The organism is Streptomyces sp. NPDC017202 (assembly GCF_044331705.1).
Taxonomy (GTDB): domain Bacteria; phylum Actinomycetota; class Actinomycetes; order Streptomycetales; family Streptomycetaceae; genus Streptomyces.
Map to the genome: position 1 here is coordinate 281,418 of NZ_JBIRNP010000008.1, position 18,620 is coordinate 300,037.

Consider the following 18,620-nt stretch of genomic DNA (forward strand, 5'->3'; position numbering starts at 1 on the left):
TGGAGGAGGACGGAGCCGGCCGGCGGCTCACGGGGACCGGGAACCGGAAACGCCGCCGGTCGGGTGGCGGTCGCACGGCGTGCGGGAACGCGGTGGGCCTACCCCCTCGCCCGGCCCGTCGCGTCCGGCCCACCGCGTCCGGGTTCCCGGGCTTCCGGGTTCCCGGAGGGCCGGGGCGTCCCGCGCCGGCGTGGGCGGTCCGCCGGGGCCGCCCGCCGCCGCGGGTCAGTCGTGCGGGACCACCGCCACCGGCGCGGAGGCGTGCTGCAGCACCGCGTGGGTCACCGGACCGATGCGCCCGCCGACCGGTGCCCGGCGCCTCCTGCGTCCGACGACGACCAGGGACGCGTCCCTCGACGCGTGCACGAGGTGACGGCCGGCGCCGCCGATGACGGCCTGCTCCCGCACCTCCACACCCGGGAACTTGTCCTGCCAGGGCCGCAGGACGTCGCCGAGTCCGTGCCGTTCCTCTTCCGTCGGCTCGGCGTCGGGTCCCGGTTCCGGGACGGCGCCGTAGCCCTGGTCGACCGCCGGGTTCCAGCCGTGGACCACCCGCAGGCCTGCCGCGCGACGCCGGGCGGCCTCGAAGGCGAACTCGACGATGGCGTCGGCGGGGTTCCGCGGGTCCAGCCCCAGCACGACCTCGCGGTAGGGGGTGGTGGTCGCGCCGGCGCCCGTGGCGTCCGGCAGGTGCTCGTCCTCGGGGTGGCCGTCGGCCCGTACGAGGACGACGGGGCGTTCCGCACGCGCCACCGTGGCGAGGGCGACGGAGCCGACCAGGAAACCCGACACCGTGCCGAGGCGCCGGGACCCGAGGACCAGCAGTTCGGTGTCCTCCTCGGCCGCCAGCAGGGCGGGGACCACCGGGTCCTCGGTCTGCCGGGTGGTGATCCGCAGGCCGGGGTGGCGCTCCACCAGCCGGGAGGCGGTCTCGCTCAGCAGCCGGGTCGCCCACGCGCGTTGCTCGTCGAGCACGCCCGGGGCCGGAAGACCCGCGAGCGGCGCGTAGAGGGGGCGCGGCGGTTCCCCGGCGTGCAGGAGGCACAGGGGCGTCTCTCGTTGTGCCGCCTCGCGAGCGGCCCAGTCGGCGGCGGCGAGGCTTTCGGGCGAGCCGTCGAGACCGACGGTGATGGCGGGCATGTGCGGACCTCCTTCAGGGGTGCGTCCCCAGTCTGGCGGGCCACGCGCGCGGGCCGGCAGGGCCGGAGGTCCCCGTCGGGAGCCGAACGGCCCCGACGCCTCACCGGGGCTCCCCCCGCGCGGCGGCCGTCCGGCCGCGGCCGGTGCGGTACGGGTGGCCGCGGCCCGTGCGGGCGGCGGCTCGGCAGCCTGGCTCCATCGCCGGGCCCTGACACCGGTGGTCGGCGGGCGGCGCCACCGCCCGGTGTCGGCGGAGAGTGATATCGCCGAGTTTTGGCACCACTTGGGTGCTTGCGGGTGGACTCCGGGACTGCTCTGCGTGGTGAGGGGGCGCCGGTGCCGGCGAGGACCAGGGTCGATCTGTACGCGGCGATCCGCCGTGATGTCCGGGCGGGGACGTCGAACCGGGCCGTGCAGCGGAGGTACGGGGTGGGCTTGCGGACGGTGAGGGCGGCCGTGGAGTCGCCGCACGAGCCGAGGGGGCCGGGCCGGGTCCGGGAGGGCCACCCCTCGGGACCGCCGACCGGTGTCCGGCCGTCCGTCACGGGCTAGTCGGCCGCCGCCGGCCGGGCCGGGAGCCGTACGGTGAAGGTGGTCGCCCCCGGGACGCTGTCGAGGGTGACGCCGCCGCCGTGGGCCTCCGTGACGGCGGCCACGATCGACAGGCCGAGGCCGGTGCCGGTGCCGCCCGGTGCGTCTTCCGTACGGCGGCGCTCCCCGTGGGTGAAGCGCTCGAAGACCCGGGGGCGGACGTCCTCGGGGACGCCGGGGCCGTCGTCGTGGACCTTCAGCTCCGCCGTCGTGCCGTCGGTCTCCACCGAGACGGTGATCGTGGTGCCGACGGGTGTGTGCAGGCGCGCGTTGGCCAGCAGGTTGGCCAGTACCTGGTGGAGGCGGTGGGCGTCGCCCGTCACCGTCACCGGTTCCTCGGACAGTTCCAGCGTCCAGCGGTGTCCGGGACCCGCGGCCTGCGCGTCGGTCACCGCGTCCAGGACCAGCCGGGTCAGGTCGACGGGCAGGCGCTCCAGGGGACGGCCGGCGTCGAGGCGGGCGAGCAGCAGCAGGTCGTCGACCATCTCGCCCATGCGGGCCGCCTCGGCCTCGATGCGCTCCAGGGCCCGCACCACCTTCGGCGGCACCGGACCGGGGTGCAGCAGCGCCAGCTCCGCGTGGCCGCGGACCGTCGCCACGGGCGTGCGCAGTTCGTGGCTGGCGTCGGCGGCGAAACTGCGCAGCCGCTCCTCGCTCGCCTGCCGTTTGGTCAGCGCGTCCTCGACGTGGCCGAGCATGGTGTTGAAGGCGTCGGCGACCCGGCCCACCTCACTGCGCGGGTCGGCCTCGGGCGCGCGCGGCCAGAGCCCCACCTCGCCGCTGGACAGCGGAAGCCGGCTGACCCGGGTGGCGGTCGCGGCCACCCGGCTGAGCGGTCGCAGCGACCAGCGCACCCACAGGGCCCCGGCGAAGCCGGTGACGACCAGTGCCGCGCCGAAGACGACCGCGGCGACCAGTTCCAGCCGGTGGACGGTGGCCTCCACGGGCTCCATGGGGAGCCCGGTGACCAGGACGTCGCCGTCCACGCCCCGGAACGCCATCAGACGGTACTCGCCCAGGGAGGAGAGCTCGGTCGTGTGCCCGTCGCCGTCGGCCGGCAGCCCGGCCAGCCGGTGGCTGTCGCGTGCCCCGAGCGACACGTTCACCGTGCCGGTACGGCCGCCGGACGCCACCACCGCGGCGTTGGTGACCGTGTCCCCGACGAGCCGGGCCCCGAAGGTTCCGACGGTCTGACGGCGGGTGTCGCCGTCGCCGTCCTCGTCGCCGTCGTGGTCCGAGGGCCGTGTCCCGACGTGCTCCAGGCTGGCCGGGAAGCGCGGTCCCGCATCCCGCAGCTGCTGGTCGAGACGGCCGGTGAGGAAGCCGTTCAGCTCCAGCACCGCCGCCACCCCGACGGCCGCGCAGCTGACGGCGAGCAGCACGACGAGTCCGGCGGTGAGCCGCGCCCGCAGCGTGTGCGGCCAGGGCGGACGCGGCAGCCGCCGCGCCGTCCCGCGCGGGCGCGGCCGGCGTGCGGAGTCCCGCCGCGGTCCCGTGCTCACCGGGCCACCGGCTTGAGCACGTATCCGGCGCCCCGCACCGTGTGGATCATGGGCGGGCGGCCCGCGTCCACCTTCTTGCGCAGGTAGGAGATGTACAGCTCGACGACGTGGGCCTGGCCGCCGAAGTCGTAGGACCAGACGCGGTCGAGGATCTGCGCCTTGCTGAGCACGCGCCGCGGATTGCGCATCAGCAGCCGCAGCAGTTCGAACTCCGTCGGGGACAGCTCCACGAGGTCGCCGCCGCGGGTGACCTCGCGGGCCTCCTCGTCCATGACCAGGTCGCCGACGGTCAGCCGCGGCCCGTCCTCGCTCTGCCGGGCCATGCCGGCGCGGCGCAGCAGACCGCGCAGCCTGGCCACGACCTCCTCCAGGCTGAACGGTTTCGTCACGTAGTCGTCGCCGCCCGCCGTGATGCCCGCGATGCGGTCCTCGACGGCGTCCCGCGCGGTCAGGAAGAGCACGCACACGTCGGGGCGAACGCCGTGCAGCGAACGCAGCACGGAGAAGCCGTCGGTGTCCGGGAGCATCACGTCGAGGACGACGGCGTCGGGGAGCAGCTCGCGGGCCTCGGCGACGGCCGAGACGCCGTCGCCGGCCGTGCGCACCTCCCAGCCCTCGTAGCGCAGGGCGCCGGAGAGGACCTCCGCGAGGTCGGGGTCGTCGTCGACGACGAGGACCCGGATGGGGGTGCCGTCGGTCCGGGTGAGGGCGGGGCGGCCGGAGCCGCGGTGGCGGGGAGTGTTCATCTCACGTACCAGGATGCGGTCCCGCAGCGGCCGGGGCTGCCTCCCGGACCTCTGAGTTCGCTCTGAGTCCGCTCTGAGTACGCCCTGCCGCCGCTCCGCCCGATCGCCTCGGCACCCCCTCCCACCTGCGGCGGAACCGTTCCGCGGCGCCGAGCGCTGAGAGCGGGCTCAGAGGTTGCGTCGGCACAGTGTCGTTGCGTACGGCCGCAGCGGACGTACGGAGAAGCCGAAGGAACACACGGATGACGACGATGTACGCGCGACCAGGGGTCGCTCCCGCGCCTCCCGTGCCTCCCGCGCCCAGGCGTTCCGCCGCGGGCCCCGTGCTGGCCGCCCTGTGGGGCGGGGCCGCCGCCGTGGTCGCCCTGTGGTGGTACGACACGGGGTCGGTCGTGGGCACCGCGGGCTGGCTGACGGGAGCGGGGCGGATCGCGGGACTGCTGTCCGGGTACGCCTGCGCCGTGCTCGTCGCCCTGATGGCCCGTGTCCCGCTGCTGGAACGGCGGATCGGGTCGGACCGGGTGACGCGCTGGCACGCGATGGCGGGCCGCTACACGATCTGTCTGCTGGCGGCCCACGTCGTGCTGATCCTGCTCGGGTACGCCGCCCAGGACCGCTCCTCGATCGTGGACGAGACGATCACGGTGGTCCTGGACTATCCGGAGATGCTCAAGGCCACCGCCGGCACCGTCGTCCTGTTCGCGGTCGGGATCGTCTCGGCCCGCGCGGTGCGCCGCCGGGTCGGCCACGAGTTCTGGTACTACGTGCACCTGCTCACCTACGCCGCGGTCTTCCTCTCCTTCGGCCACCAGCTCGCCCTGGGATCCGACTTCACCGGCAACACATGGGCACAGGCGGCCTGGTACGCGCTGTACCTGGGGGCCGCGGCCCTGGTGCTGTGGTTCCGGATCCTCGCCCCGGTCCGGCTCAACCTGCGTCACCGGCTGCGGGTCGACTCCGTGCACCGGGAGGCGCCGGGCGTGTACTCCGTCGTCATCCGCGGCCGGCGGCTGGACGAGATGGACGCCCGGCCGGGCCAGTTCCTGCGGTGGCGCTTCCTCACCGACGGCATGCGCTGGACCTCGACGCCCTACTCCCTGTCGGCGCCGCCGCGTCCGGACCTGCTGCGGATCACGGTCAAGGCGCTCGGCGACCACAGCGCCGCCGTGGCCCTGCTGCGGCCGGGCACCCGGGTGTGGGCGGAGGGCCCCTACGGGGCGCTGACCGCGGACCGGCAGTCCTCGCCCAAGTCCCTGCTGGTCGCGGGCGGTGTCGGCATCACCCCGCTGCGGGCCCTGTTCGAGACGCTGCCCGGCGACGTCACGCTCGTCTACCGGGCCCGCACGGCGGAGGACCTCGCCCTGGGCGGGGAACTGGAGGCCGTCGCGCGGTGGCGCGGGGCCAAGGTGCTCTACGCGCTCAACGGCCCGCACGGCCGGCGTCCGGACCTCACGGCGGGGTCCCTGAACGCGGCCGTCCCCGACCTGGCCGCCCACGACGTGTACCTGTGCGGCCCGCACGGGTTCGCGCGGGACCTGTACGAGGCGCTGCGCGCCGCGGGGGTCCCGGACCGCCGCATCCACCACGAGTCCTTCGAACTGTGAGGCCGTCTTGCACACCTTGAGGAAGAACCACCCGCTGCGCCGCGTCGTGCTGGCGAGCGCCGCGACCGTCTCCGGGATCGTGCTGGTGCTGTCGCTGAAGCCGCACACGGCGCCGACCGTCGCCGGGCTCGCGTCCTCGCCCGTGCCGTCCAGCAGTTCCGGCGCGTCGAGCGGGTCGGGCGGATCGAGCGGATCGACGGTCACGGGAACCCGGACGCTCACCGGGGACTCGGTCCAGACCCGCTACGGCCCCGTCCAGGTCCGCGTCACGGTGAAGGACGGCAGGCTCACCGACGTCACCGCGGTCGCCTACCCCCAGGAGAACCCGAGGGACCAGCAGATCAACGGCTACGCCATCCCCCAGTTGACCCGGGAGGCGCTCAGCGCCCAGAGCGCGGACATCGACACGGTCTCGGGAGCCACCTACACCAGCGACGGCTACCGTCAGTCGCTCCAGTCGGCGCTGGACTCCGCGAGCGGCTGACGCCCGCCTGGCGGGCCGGCCGGGACCATCGGACGCCTCACAGGGCCGGTCGGCCCTGGTGAGGTGGGTGTCCGCCCGGTTCGAATGGTCCGGTCGGCCGCACGCGCGGCTGCGGGAGACAGAGACCTGTGACCGACCCGACGATACGGATGTCTGCGATGGCCGGTGACGACGACCAGCCGAACGTCCCGGAGACACGGACGAGTGTCGAGCTGGACGCTGCCGAGGCGCTGCGGTTGCTGGGCGGCGTGTCCCTGGGACGGATCGTCTTCACCCGGCACGCGCTGCCGACCGTCCGCCCCGTCAACCACGTCCTGGTCGACGGCGACATCGTCATCCGCACCCACGGGGACGCCGCGCTGACCCGGTACACCCGGCAGACCGGGGCCGAGGGGGCCGTCGTCGCCTACGAGGCCGACGACATCGACCCCGACACCCACCTCGGCTGGAGCGTGGTCGTCACGGGCTATGCGCGGCTGGTCACCGACCCGGGCGAACTCGCCCGCTACCGGGCCCTGCTGCGGCCCTGGGCGACGCAGAGGATGGATCACGCCGTCCGCATCGGCCCCGATCTGATCACCGGAGTCCGCCTGACGGCGCACGATCCGTCCCCACTCGGGTGAGGCCCGGGGGCGGGCCGGTTCCGACCGGCCGGGTGCTCCCGTCCCGCGCCCCCCTCGCGGCGCGTCTCCGCCGGGCCGGCCGTGCCTGTCACGGCCGTTCGGGTACGACCGCCACCGCGCAGGCGGCGTGGTGCAGCACCGAGTGGGCGACGCGCCCCAGCTGGAGTCCGAGGTGTCCCGGGTTGCGCCGGGCGCCGACCACCAGCAGGTCGGCCTCGTGCGAGGCCGCCAGGAGCACCCGGCGCGCCGGGCCCTCCACCGTGCGACGGCGCAGTTCCACGTCGGCGGGCAGGTCCTCGAGTGCCTGCTCCAGGATTTCGGCGGCACGCAGTTCGTGCAGCCTGGCGGGTTCCCCGCCGAGCAGGGGGTGGTCGGTGGTCTCGTGCGCGGGGCACCGCCAGGCCCGTACGGCCTCCAGCGTCGCGTCGCGCAGCCTGGCCTCCTGGACGGCGAAGCGCAGCGCGGCGGAGTCCGTGCCCTTGTCGCCGACGCCGACGACGACGCGGCCGTGCCTCCCGGCCCGGACCTGGTTGTCGTGACTGCCGCGCAGCACGATCACCGGGCAGTCGGCGTGGGCGGCGACGCTCAGGCCGACCGAGCCGAGCAGCACCTCGACGAGGCCGCTGCGGCCCCGGTGACCGAGCACCAGGGCGCAGGCGTTGCGTCCCTCGCGGACGAGCGCGGACTCGGGCTCCTCGGGCAGCACGTCGGTGGAGACCTTGACGTCGGGGCGGCGCAGTGCGGCCCGGTTCGCGGCGACTCGCACGATGGCCTCGGCCGTCACCTGCTCGGCCGCCCCCTCCAGGTCGTCGGTGAGGTCCTCGGCGAGGGAGTCGCCCTCGTACCGCTCCCAGAGGGAGGCGTACACCACTCGGAGCGGGACCCCGCGCAGGGCGGCCTCGTCGGCCGCCCAGTCCACGGCCCGCAGGCTCGGCTCGGAGCCGTCCACGCCCACCACGAGGGGGAGGTCCACCGTGCTCACCGCCCCTCGTCCGGAGCGGCGAGGGCGCGGGCCCGGACCTCGGCGACGGGGGGCTCGGCGAACGCCGGAACGACCGCTGCGTTCATGGCTTCTCCTCCTCGGGAGGGTCAGGCGTGGGCGACCACGGCGACGGGGGCCGCCGAGTGGTGGAGGACCGCGTGCGTGGTGTGACCGATGTGGGCGCCGAACGGGCTGTGCCGGATCCGGCGGCCCACCACGGCGAGCGAGGCGTCACGGGCGGCGTCCACGAGGTGGACGGCCGCACTGCCGTGGCGGGACATCTCGACGACCTCGACGTCGGGGAACTTCTGCAGCCACGGCCGCAGCGCCTCGGAGAGGGCCTCGGCCGCGCTCAGGGCCAGGGCCTCGTGGCGCGCGGGATTGGCGGGCATGGCGTACGCGTGGTACGGCGGCGGGTTCCAGCCGTGGACGACCCGCAGGGACGTGTCGCGGAGCCGGGCGGCGTCGAAGGCGAACTCGATCAGTGTCTCGTCCGGGTGGTCGACGTCGAGTCCGAGCACCACGGGCCGGAACGGTGTCGCGGTGGACGGTATCCCCGCCGGGTCCGGCTCGTGCTCGTCGGCGGCCGCTTCCAGCGCGCGGACCAGGACGACGGGGCGGTCCGCGTGCGCGAGGGCGGACAGGCCCACGGAGCCGATCATGAACCCGCCGACCCCGGTGAGACCGCGGGAGCCCAGGACGAGCAGTTCGGCGCTCTTCGCCGCCTCGGCGAGGACGTCACCGGCCTGTCCGGAGAGCTGCTCGCTGATCACCTCGACACCGGGATGGCGCAGGCGGACGCCCGCGGCGGCCTCCCGGGGAATGCGCTCGGTCCAGTGCGTCTGCGTCTCGCCGCCGAGCAGCGGTGCCTGGGCCATCGGCTCCGGGACCGGCTGCCAGACGTGCACGATCTTCAGCGGCAGACCGCGCAGCTTCGCCTCGCGCGCCGCCCATTCCACGGCGGTGCGGCTCTCGCGCGAGCCGTCGAGGCCTACGGTGATGGTGCGGAGCATGATCTCCACCTCCTCGTCGGGGGATCTCGGGCTCAGGATCCGGGACAAGGGATCCGGGAGGGGGATCCGATACCAGCGTCGCCCTCGGGGGCGTCGCCGGGTCAGGGGCCACTGGTCCCGAGGCGGGGCCGACCGACCCCGGCCCGGTGCGGCGGTACGCGGCGCGGCGGCCGTCCGGACGGAGGCGCGGACGGAGGACGCCCTGGCTGGTACGGGTCCGCCCGCGGGCCTGCGTCCATTCTCCCGCCGGACGGGAGTCCGCGCCGTACGCGGGCGTTCCCGGGCCGGTCCGGGAGGTGATCGCCCGCCGGGTCCCGTTGTCGCCGCCGCGGACGGTGAGGATCACGGCTGGGCGGTGGCCGGGCCGGCGGTGTCGAGCGCCGTCAGCGGCAGGGGACGCCGGCCCGACCGGCGTCAGCCCGCGCCGGGAAGGGCGGTCAGCGACTGAGGACGCCCGTCACCGGCCGGTCGGGGGCGGCGGCCGTCCGGGTCCCGACGCGGTCGTCACCCCGGTCGCCGTGCCGGTCGTCATCCCGGCGGTCATCCCGGTCGCCGTGCCGGTCGTCATCCCGGCGGTCATCCCGGTCGCCGTGCCGGTCCGCGCCGGGGGGTCGCCACTTCACTTCAGCGTCTGGAGGAAGTCGGTGCAGGCCTGGGCGCACGCGCGGCACGCCGCCGCGCTGTCCTCGGCGCCCGGGTGCCGGTCGAAGGTGTGCGCGGTCTCCAGGCAGACGGTCCGGCACCACTCCACCTGGACCCGGAGGCCCGCCTCGTCCACCCGGTTGTCCTCGGACAGCACACGGCAGGTCGCGTCGCAGACCTCCGCGCACATGATCCCCTTGCGGCGTACGCGTTCCTGCTCCTCGGTCCCGTCCGGATTCACCAGGCTCGCGCGCAGCGCGCTGGCCCGCGCACACTCGGTGCACGCCTGGGCGCATGCGAAACGGTCCTCCAGAAACCGGAAGAGTTCCTGTTGGGATGTCGTCGAAGTCACACAGCGCGGGTAGCCGCGGTGCGCCGCGCCAAACCCCCGCGGCAGCCGGGCCGCGACGGCCGCGGTACCGGTCCGGCACCGGTCCGGCACCCGCTCGGCATCGTCCCGCACGGAGAGCGAAGGGTGCCGTGAAGCGGTTCGTGACCGATTAGTGGGGTATTCACCCGATATGACTAGCGCAGACATGCAGTTGGCCGCCGCGAGCGGCCTGCTCAGCGTGGCCATGTTCGTGGTCGGTGTGGCCCTGGTGGCCCTGCTCGCCGGCAGCTTCTGGCTGGGCGCGCGCGTCAAGCAGCGCGAGCTGCCCCGGCCGCGCCCCGAGGAGCAGCCGCACCTGCCCCCGGAGGGACCCGTGCGCGAGGTCCAGGAGATCCGGGAACCCGACGAGGTGCCGCGGACCGAGAAGGGGGGCCACGCCCTCACCCCGTACGAACTGACCAACATGGGGACCCGGCCGAGCGCGTCCACGTCGCGGCCGCGCTGGAGCCGCGGCAGCAGCGGTTCGTTCGGCGGGGGCGGCCTGGGCGGGCACTGACCCTCCCGTGACCGAGATCCCGACGTCCCGCCCGGAGCAGCCGGAGCAGCAGGAGGCGGGACGCGGGCCCCGAGGCACGGCGGCGACCCGGTCCGCCGGCCGGGATCACGATGTCCGGCCACGGCCGGGCGGGGCGTCAGGCGCCGACGTACGCCGCCAGGTGCTCGCCGGTGAGGGTGGAGCGGGCGGCGACGAGGTCGGCCGGGGTGCCCTCGAAGACGATCCTGCCGCCGTCGTGACCCGCGCCGGGGCCGAGGTCGATGATCCAGTCGGCGTGCGCCATGACCGCCGGGTGGTGCTCGACGACGACGACCGACGTGCCGGCGTCGACCAGCCGGTCCAGCAGTCCGAGCAGCTGCTCCACGTCGGCGAGGTGCAGGCCGGTGGTCGGCTCGTCGAGGACGTGGACGCCGCCCTTGTCGCCCATGCGGGTGGCGAGCTTGAGCCGTTGCCGTTCGCCGCCCGACAGCGTGGTGAGCGGCTGTCCGAGGGTGAGGTAGCCGAGCCCGACATCGGCGAGGCGGCCGAGGATGCGCCGCGCGGCCGGGGTGTGCGCCTCGCCGGAGCCGAAGAACTCCTCGGCCCTGGCCACCGGCATCGCGAGCACCTCGCTGATGTCCCGGCCGCCGAGGCGATGTTCGAGCACCGCCGCCTGGTACCGCTTGCCCTCGCAGTCCTCGCAGGTGGCGGCCACGCCGGCCATCATCGCCAGGTCGGTGTAGACGACGCCCGCGCCGTTGCAGGTGGGGCAGGCGCCCGCGGAGTTGGCGCTGAACAGGGCCGGCTTCACGCCGTTGGCCTTGGCGAACGCCTTGCGGATGGGGTCGAGCAGTCCGGTGTAGGTCGCCGGGTTGCTGCGCCGTGACCCCCTGATGGGGCTCTGGTCGACCCTCACCACTCCCGCGTCGGCGGGGATCGACCCGTGGACGAGCGAACTCTTGCCGGAGCCGGCGACCCCCGTGACGACGACGAGCACGCCGAGCGGGATGTCCACGTCGACACCCTGGAGGTTGTGCGCCGTCGCGCCGCGGATCTCCAGTGTCCCGGTCGGCGTGCGCACGGAGCCCTTCGGCGCGGCCCGGTCGTCGAGGTGGCGGCCGGTGACGGTGTCGCCGGCCCGCAGCCCCTCGACGGTGCCCTCGTAGCAGACGGTGCCGCCCGCGGCGCCGGCGCCGGGGCCGAGGTCGACGACGTGGTCGGCGATCGCGATCGTCTGCGGCTTGTGCTCCACGACGAGCACGGTGTTGCCCTTGTCCCGCAGGCGCAGCAGCAGGTCGTTCATCCGCTGGATGTCATGGGGGTGCAGGCCGGTGGTGGGCTCGTCGAAGACGTAGGTGACGTCGGTGAGCGAGGAGCCGAGGTGCCGGATCATCTTGACGCGCTGCGCCTCGCCGCCCGACAGGGTGCCCGCCGGCCGGTCGAGCGAGAGGTAGCCGAGGCCGATCTCCGCGAACGAGTCGAGGGTCCCGCGCAACGCCGTGAGCAGCGGCGCCACCGAGGGCACGTCGAGCTTGCGGACCCATTCGGCGAGGTCGGTGATCTGCATCGCGCAGGCGTCGGCGATGCTGACCCCGTCGATCTTCGACGAGCGGGCGCCCTCGCTGAGCCGGGTGCCGTCGCACTCGGGGCAGACGGTGAAGGTCATGGCGCGCTCCACGAAGGCGCGCACATGGGGCTGGAGCGCGTCGACGTCCTTGGCGAGCATCGACTTCTGGATCTTCGGGATCAGCCCCTCGTACGTCAGGTTGATGCCGTCGACCTTGATCTTGGTCGGTTCCCGGTGGAGGAGGTCGTGCAGTTCCTTCTCGGTGAACCGGCGGATCGGCTTGTCCGGGTCGAAGAAGCCGCAGCCGCTGAAGATGCGGCCGTACCAGCCGTCCACGCTGTAGCCGGGGATCGTGAGCGCGCCCTCGTTGAGGGACTTGCTGTCGTCGTAGAGCTGGGTGAGGTCGATGTCGGAGACCGTGCCCCGGCCCTCGCAGCGGGTGCACATGCCGCCGGTGCGCCGGTAGGTCGCCTTCACCGTCTCCTTGGTGCCGCGCTCGACGGTGATGCCGCCGCTGGCCCGCACCGAGGCGGTGTTGAAGGAGTAGGCACTGGGCGGGCCGATGTGCGGTTCGCCGAGCCGGCTGAAGAGGATGCGCAGCATCGCGTTGGCGTCGGTGGCGGTGCCGACCGTGGAGCGGGGGTCGGCGCCCATCCGCTGCTGGTCGACGATGATGGCGGTCGTCAGCCCGTCGAGCACGTCGACGTCGGGCCGTGCGAGCGTCGGCATGAAGCCCTGCACGAAGGCGCTGTACGTCTCGTTGATCAGCCGTTGCGACTCGGCGGCGATCGTGTCGAAGACCAGCGAGCTCTTGCCCGAGCCGGACACCCCCGTGAAGACGGTCAGCCGGCGCTTCGGGATCTCGACGCTGACGTCCTTGAGGTTGTTCACGCGTGCGCTGTGCACACGGATCACGTCGTGGGTGTCGGCGGCGTGCGGCGCGGACGACCGGTCGTCCGTCCTGTGGGCGGGGCTCATCAACGGTCTCCGTCCGTGTTTTCGGGCATCGCTCCCACGCTATGCGCCGCCCGTGGCCCGGCGCCTCCCTATTCCTGATCGAACCGGTCCGTTCCTGTCCGGTCAGGTGGTGCGAAACCGTGCCATACCCCGCGTACCGGAGGTGAAGCGGCGCCCCGACGGCCCGTGTCCCACGCCCGGACCGCGATCGGCCAGCTTCGGGCGTGAACGGTCAGTAAGCGACATCCCGGAGCGGGACGGGTGCGAAGGCGCTGAGATGGCTTGAATCGTCGCGCAAGGTGAGGTGGAACATGGCCGACTTGGTGCAGGCGGAACCGGTGGAACGACGGTACGGCTGCCGCGCCCCTGTGCGCGAGAAGGCTCCGGGCGGGGCGGAGGAACGGTTCCGGGGGCTGCTGGAGGCGGCACCGGACGCGATGGTCATCGTCGACGACCGGGGCACCATCCGGCTCGTCAACGCCCAGACCGAGGCCCTCTTCGGCTATCGCCGCGAGGAACTCCTCGACCAGCCGGTCGAGTTGCTGCTGCCGCACCGCTTCCGCGAGCAGCACACCGGGCACCGCAGCGGGTACACGGCCAACCGCCAGGTCCGGCCCATGGGCGCCGGACTCGAACTGCTCGGGCTGCGCAAGGACGGCACCGAGTTCCCCGTCGAGATCAGTCTGAGCCCCCTGGAGACCACGGACGGGCTGCTGGTGTCGGCGGCGGTCCGCGACGTCTCCGACCGCAAGGCCGCCGAGGCCCGCATCAACGAGCTGGCCGCCCTCGTGGAGTCGTCCCAGGACGCCATCCTCGCCCACACCCTGGACGGATGCGTCACCTACTGGAACGCGGCGGCACAGCGCCTGTACGGCTACACCGCCGACGAGGCCATCGGCCGGCACGTCTCCCTGCTGGCTCCGCCCGAGCTGCACGGCGAGGTCAGGGCGCTGCTGCGGCAGCTCCGGCGGGGCCGGAAGGTGGAGCACTTCGAGACGCTGAAGGTCACCAGCGGGGGTGCGCTGCTGGACGTCGACGTGACCCTGTGGCCGACCCGGGACACCCGTGGCACGGTGGTCGGGGCGTGCGCGATCGTGCGGGACATCAGCGACCGCAAGCGCGCCCAGGCCGAGCTGACCGAACTGTACGAGCAGCAGCGGCACATCGCCCTCACGCTCCAGCGCAGCCTGATGGGCACCCCGCCCGCGCTGCCCGGCCTGGCCACCGCCAGTCGTTACCGGCCCGCCACCCAGGGCGCCGGGGTGGGCGGCGACTGGTTCGACCTCGTGCCGCTGGGCGGCGGCCGGGTGGGAGTGCTGATAGGCGACGTGATGGGGCGGGGTCTGGAGGCCGCCGCCGTGATGGGCCAGCTGCGCTCGGCCGCGCACGCGCTGGCGAAGACCGGCATGCAGCCGCGGCAGCTGATGCGGGCGCTGGACACCTGCGTCGCCGACCTGGACGTGCCCGACCAGCTCGTGACCTGCTGCTACCTGGTCATCGCCCCGAAGACGGGCACGGTGACGATCTGCTCGGCGGGCCATCTGCCGGTCCTGGTCGCCGGGGCCGGCAAGGGGGTGCGGGCGCTCGACTGCCCGGTCAACATGCCCCTCGGGGTCGGCGACGGCCCGTTCGAGCAGGCCCGCGCGCAGATACCGCCGGGAGCCACCCTGGTGCTGTACACGGACGGCCTGATCGAGACGCCGGGCAGCGACATCGAACTGCGCATCGGTGAACTCACCCTCCTGCTGGAGGAGTTGTTCACCGATGTGCCCTGTCTGGAGACGGCCGCCGACCAGGTGCTCGCCGGCCTCCTGCCGGACCCGGAGAGCCACAACGACGACGTGACCCTCCTGCTGGCGCAGTTCCCGGCGGCCTAGCGTCTTTCGCCCGGACCGGACGGGGGCAGGTCCTCACGACGAGGACGCGTCCCCGAACGAGGGCGGACGACCGGGTTCACGCCGGGGCGGTGAAGCCCCGGCCGCCGGTTCCGATCGCCCGGGTGGGGTGCGGCCTCCGTGGCGCGCGCAGGCCGCTCGCCGCGCGCGCGTAGGCGTCCAGGTGCGCCTCGACGTACGGGACGGCCACGGTCTCCAGCTCGCCGTCGACGAAGGCGGGCTGGACGTTGACCTCGAAGACGACGCCGCCGTTCTCCACGGCCAGGTCGACCCCGGCGAAGGGCAGGCCGACCGACGCGGTGGCGGCGACGGCGAGTTCGGTGAGCCGGGGCGGCAGGTCCGGCGGGGCGACGGGGACCGGGGTGGCTCCCCGGCAGGTGTTGCAGGGGGTGTCGGCGGCGGGCTGGAGATGTTCGCGGGCGTGCACGACGCGTCCGCCGAGGACGAAGACGCGGAACTGGTGGCGCAGTCCGTCGGCGGTGAAGTTGCCCGCGTCGCGGGAGAGCATCCAGTCGGTGCCGTGCCCGGCGTAGTAGCCGGTGGCCGCCTCCAGTTGGGCGCGGGTGGTGACGTGGAAGGTGTCGTCGCCGCCGGTGCCGACGACGGGCCGCGCCCACGTGTCGCCGCCGAGCCGCTCGAACGCCTCGCCGGCCTCCCGCGCGGTGGGACGGGACAGGACGGCGGTCTCCATCTGGGCGATGCCGTCCCGGCGGAAGCGTTCCACGGTGAGGTTCTTCTCGGTGGCGGTCCGCCAGGCCTCGGGTCCGGTGCCGAGCGTGACCACGTCGTGGCGGTCCAGGAGTTCCTGGAAGCCGGCCAGGGCACGGCGGCGGTGCGGCGGGATCTCGTACAGCAGGACGACGTCGGGCACGAAGTCCAGGCCCTCCTCGGCGACCTGCAGCCGTAAGCGGCCCCCGTCGCGGATGCCGCGACCGGACGCGCCGGTCGCGAAGTGGCGGGCGTCGACGCGCACGGGCGGCGTGCCGGTGAGCAGTTCCACGGCGTCGGCGAGGTACCCCCGGCACCCTTCGGACGACGTCGGATCGGCGATCAGGGCGATGCACGGTCGGGACACAGCGGCCTCCAGTGGCTCTCGACGCGCGCTCGTACCGCGGGCCCGGTCGCGCGGCCCGAACGCCGTCACGGTGTGGTGCCTGTCGCGCGGGTGGTCCTCGCACCCGTCGCCCTGGGAGCCGCGCCGGTGTGCGGGCCGTCCCCGGCCCGGACGGCTGCCGGGGCCGGGGACGGCCGGTGACCACGCAAGGATGGGGCTCGCCCCGCCGGGAATCCGTGCCGCGGGGCGGACCGACCACTGTAGGCACCGGATCGGGCGCCGTACCAGGGCGCACGCGCGCCCGGCCCCTGCCCCTCCCCCTGCGCCGTCCGCCCCGATCCGTGCGCCCTGCCCGGTGTGCCGGTCAGCCGTCCCAGGCCCAGTCGGCGACCTCCGGCAGATCGGTGCCGTGGACCCGGATCCAGTCGTGGTGGCGCAGCCGGACGTCCTCCATCCGCTGGCGTACGGCCGCGGCGCGCACCGCGAGGCCGGGGACGCGGTCGATGACGTCCATGACCAGTCGGTAGCGGTCGAGGTCGTTGCGGACGACCATGTCGAACGGCGTGGTCGTCGTACCGATCTCCTTGTAGCCGCGCACGTGCAGGTTGCCGTGGCCGGTGCGGCGGTAGGCGAGCCGGTGGATCAGCCACGGGTAGCCGTGGTAGGCGAAGACGACGGGTTTGTCGGGGGTGAACAGGCCGTCGTACTCGAAGTCGCTCATGCCGTGCGGGTGCTCCTCGCTCGGCAGCAGGCGGGCGATGTCGACGACGTTGACCACGCGGACCGCGAGTTCGGGCAGGTGCCGGCGGAGCAACTGGGCGGCCGCGAGCACCTCCTGGGTCGGCACGTCGCCCGCGCAGCCGAGGACCACGTCCGGTTCGCGGGTGCCGTTCTCGGTTCCCGCCCAGTCCCAGACGCCGGCGCCGCGGGCGCAGTGGGCGCGGGCCTGGTCCATCGTCAGCCAGTCGAAGCAGGGCTGTTTGCCGGCCACGACCACGTTGACGTAGTCGCGGCTGCGCAGCACGTGGTCGGCCACCGACAGCAGCGTGTTGGTGTCCGGCGGCAGGTAGACGCGCACGGCTTCGGGGCTCTTGTTGAGGATGTGGTCGACGAAGCCGGGGTCCTGGTGGGAGAAGCCGTTGTGGTCCTGGCGCCAGACGTGCGACGTCAGCAGGTAGTTGAGGGAGGCGATGGGTGCCCGCCAGGGCAGCCGGCGGGTCACGCGCAGCCATTTGATGTGCTGGTTGACCATCGAGTCGACGATGTGCACGAACGCCTCGTAGCAGGAGAACAGCCCGTGCCGGCCGGTGAGCAGGTATCCCTCCAGCCAGCCCTGGCAGGTGTGTTCGGAGAGGATCTCCATCACCCGGCCGTGCCGGTCGAGGTGTTCGTCGACCTGGAGGGTCTGCGCCTGCCAGGCCTTGCCGGTGGCGCCGTACACGGCCTGGAGCCGGTTGGAGGCGGTCTCGTCGGGGCCGACCAGCCGGAAGTCGCGCCGCTCGGCGGTGGAACGCATCACCTCCTCCAGCAACTCGCCCAGCACGCGGGTGGGTTCGTGCAGCGTCGTGCCGGGCTTGTCGACGGGGACGGCGTACGACTCCAGTGCGGGCAGCGGGAGTTCGCGCAGCAGCAGTCCGCCGTTGGCGTGCGGGGTGGCGCCGAGCCGGCGGGGGCCCTCGGGGATCCAGGTCAGGACGTCGTGCCGGGGGGCGCCCCGCTCGTCGAAGAGTTCCTCGGGCCGGTAGGAGCGCAGCCACGCCTCCAGCTGGCGCAGGTGCTCGGGATTGTCCCGGACGGCGGAGAGCGGAACCTGGTGGGCGCGCCAGGTGCCCTCCACGGGCAGCCCGTCGACCTGCGCGGGACCGGTCCAGCCCTTCGGGGTGCGCAGCACGATCACCGGCCAGTGGGCGCGTTCGCCGGAGCCCTCCTCGCGGGCGGCGCGCTGGATCGCGGCGATCCGGTCCAGCGCGGTGTCCATGGCCTCGGCCATCGCGCGGTGCACGGCGGCCGGGTCGTGGCCGGTGACGTGGATCGGGTCGTGGCCGTAGCCCCGCAGCAGTTCGTCGAGTTCCGGTTCGGGGATCCGGGCCAGCACCGTCGGGTTGGCGATCTTGTAGCCGTTGAGGTGGAGGATCGGCAGGACGGCACCGTCGTGGACGGGGTCGAGGAACTTGTTGGAGTGCCAGGACGCGGCCAGCGGCCCGGTCTCGGCCTCGCCGTCACCGATCACGCAGGCGACGAGCAGGTCCGGGTTGTCGTAGGCGGCGCCGTAGGCGTGGGAGAGCGCGTAGCCGAGTTCGCCGCCCTCGTGGATGGAGCCGGGGGTCTCGGGGGCGACGTGGCTGGGGATGCCACCCGGGAAGGAGAACTGCTTGAACAGCCGGGCCATGCCGGCCGCGTCGCGCGTGACGTCGGGGTACGTCTCGGTGTACGAGCCCTCCAGCCAGGAGTTGGCGACCACCGCCGGCCCGCCGTGGCCGGGGCCCCACACGCACAGGGCGTCGAGGTCGCGGCCGCGGACGACACGGTTGAGGTGGGTGTACACGAGGTTCAGGCCGGGCGAGGTGCCCCAGTGCCCGAGCAGCCGCGGCTTGACGTGCTCGGGCCGCAGCGGCTCGGTGAGCAGGGGGTTGGCCATGAGGTAGATCTGGCCGACGGCCAGGTAGTTCGCGGCGCGCCAGTGGGCGTCCAGCGTCCTCAGCTCGTCGTCGGTGAGGCGGTCGGACGCCTGCTGGGTGTCGACGGACATCGGGGTCCCTTCCGGATCGGTTTTCGGCGGGGTGCGGGCGGGTCCGTTCCCTCCCACCCTCTCCCGGCCGCCGGGTACCCGCCAGGGCCGACCGACCCGACCGGCCGAACCGACCAGCCGACCCGACCAGCCGACCCGGCGGGGCCCGGACGGGTGCCGGACCCCTGGGCGGACGCGGGAACCACCCCGTGGGGGCAGGCCCCGA

The 18,620-nt window shown here is 74.0% G+C and carries 14 protein-coding genes; 5 read left to right on the forward strand and 9 right to left on the reverse strand.

The genetic code is table 11. The features are described from left to right. Window positions 1–225 precede the first annotated feature (225 nt). From ACH4N1_RS18550 to ACH4N1_RS18560, 3 genes are all read right to left on the reverse strand, one after another. A complete protein-coding gene (locus ACH4N1_RS18550; protein ID WP_398098289.1) occupies window positions 226–1,140 on the reverse strand; it encodes a universal stress protein in 915 nt (304 codons plus the stop codon). 548 nt (window positions 1,141–1,688) lie between these two features. Then, window positions 1,689–3,170 carry a sensor histidine kinase gene (locus ACH4N1_RS18555; RefSeq protein ID WP_398098369.1) on the reverse strand — a complete coding sequence of 494 codons (1,482 nt, stop codon included), beginning with the start codon at window positions 3,168–3,170 and terminating at the stop codon, window positions 1,689–1,691. 59 nt (window positions 3,171–3,229) lie between these two features. Next, entirely contained in the window at window positions 3,230–3,979 is a 750-nt protein-coding gene (locus tag ACH4N1_RS18560; RefSeq protein ID WP_398098291.1) for a response regulator transcription factor, read from the reverse strand. Window positions 3,980–4,221: 242 nt separating this feature from the next. On the opposite strand from ACH4N1_RS18560, the gene ACH4N1_RS18565 reads away from it, so the two are divergent. From ACH4N1_RS18565 to ACH4N1_RS18575, 3 genes are all read left to right on the forward strand, one after another. After that, window positions 4,222–5,583 carry a ferric reductase-like transmembrane domain-containing protein gene (locus ACH4N1_RS18565; RefSeq protein ID WP_398098293.1) on the forward strand — a complete coding sequence of 454 codons (1,362 nt, stop codon included), beginning with the start codon at window positions 4,222–4,224 and terminating at the stop codon, window positions 5,581–5,583. A 7-nt stretch (window positions 5,584–5,590) separates the two neighbouring features. Next, a complete protein-coding gene (locus tag ACH4N1_RS18570) occupies window positions 5,591–6,067 on the forward strand; it encodes an FMN-binding protein (protein WP_398098295.1) in 477 nt (158 codons plus the stop codon). A 158-nt stretch (window positions 6,068–6,225) separates the two neighbouring features. Beyond that, the gene (locus tag ACH4N1_RS18575) at window positions 6,226–6,690 is read left to right on the forward strand and encodes a pyridoxamine 5'-phosphate oxidase family protein (RefSeq protein WP_398098297.1); all 465 of its coding nucleotides are present in this window, start codon (window positions 6,226–6,228) and stop codon (window positions 6,688–6,690) included. 88 nt (window positions 6,691–6,778) lie between these two features. Here the strand turns inward: ACH4N1_RS18575 and ACH4N1_RS18580 are convergent, their stop codons facing one another. The 3 genes from ACH4N1_RS18580 to ACH4N1_RS18590 all read right to left on the reverse strand — a co-directional run bounded on the left by ACH4N1_RS18580 (window position 6,779) and on the right by ACH4N1_RS18590 (window position 9,679). After that, entirely contained in the window at window positions 6,779–7,663 is an 885-nt protein-coding gene (locus ACH4N1_RS18580; RefSeq protein WP_398098371.1) for a universal stress protein, read from the reverse strand. Window positions 7,664–7,779: 116 nt separating this feature from the next. Further along, entirely contained in the window at window positions 7,780–8,685 is a 906-nt protein-coding gene (locus ACH4N1_RS18585; RefSeq protein WP_398098299.1) for a universal stress protein, read from the reverse strand. Between the two features lie 619 nt (window positions 8,686–9,304). Further along, on the reverse strand, window positions 9,305–9,679 hold the full coding sequence (locus ACH4N1_RS18590) for a ferredoxin (RefSeq protein ID WP_398098301.1): 375 nt from the start codon (window positions 9,677–9,679) through the stop codon (window positions 9,305–9,307). Between the two features lie 169 nt (window positions 9,680–9,848). Between ACH4N1_RS18590 and ACH4N1_RS18595 the strand changes: the two genes are divergently transcribed. Next, on the forward strand, window positions 9,849–10,214 hold the full coding sequence (locus ACH4N1_RS18595) for a DUF6479 family protein (RefSeq protein ID WP_382788087.1): 366 nt from the start codon (window positions 9,849–9,851) through the stop codon (window positions 10,212–10,214). Window positions 10,215–10,350: 136 nt separating this feature from the next. Here the strand turns inward: ACH4N1_RS18595 and ACH4N1_RS18600 are convergent, their stop codons facing one another. After that, a complete protein-coding gene (locus tag ACH4N1_RS18600) occupies window positions 10,351–12,738 on the reverse strand; it encodes an ATP-binding cassette domain-containing protein (protein WP_398098302.1) in 2,388 nt (795 codons plus the stop codon). 317 nt (window positions 12,739–13,055) lie between these two features. Here ACH4N1_RS18600 and ACH4N1_RS18605 point away from each other — a divergent pair, with 317 nt between their 5' ends. After that, complete coding sequence (locus tag ACH4N1_RS18605) at window positions 13,056–14,594, forward strand: PAS domain S-box protein (protein WP_398098373.1); 1,539 nt, start codon at window positions 13,056–13,058, stop codon at window positions 14,592–14,594. Window positions 14,595–14,670: 76 nt separating this feature from the next. Here the strand turns inward: ACH4N1_RS18605 and ACH4N1_RS18610 are convergent, their stop codons facing one another. Together ACH4N1_RS18610 and ACH4N1_RS18615 are read right to left on the reverse strand one after the other, a co-directional pair. Beyond that, window positions 14,671–15,687 (reverse strand): RimK family alpha-L-glutamate ligase, encoded by a 1,017-nt coding sequence (locus tag ACH4N1_RS18610; protein ID WP_398098303.1) that lies wholly within the window; start codon window positions 15,685–15,687, stop codon window positions 14,671–14,673. A 343-nt stretch (window positions 15,688–16,030) separates the two neighbouring features. After that, window positions 16,031–18,415 (reverse strand): phosphoketolase, encoded by a 2,385-nt coding sequence (locus tag ACH4N1_RS18615; protein ID WP_398098304.1) that lies wholly within the window; start codon window positions 18,413–18,415, stop codon window positions 16,031–16,033. Window positions 18,416–18,620: the final 205 nt, after the last annotated feature.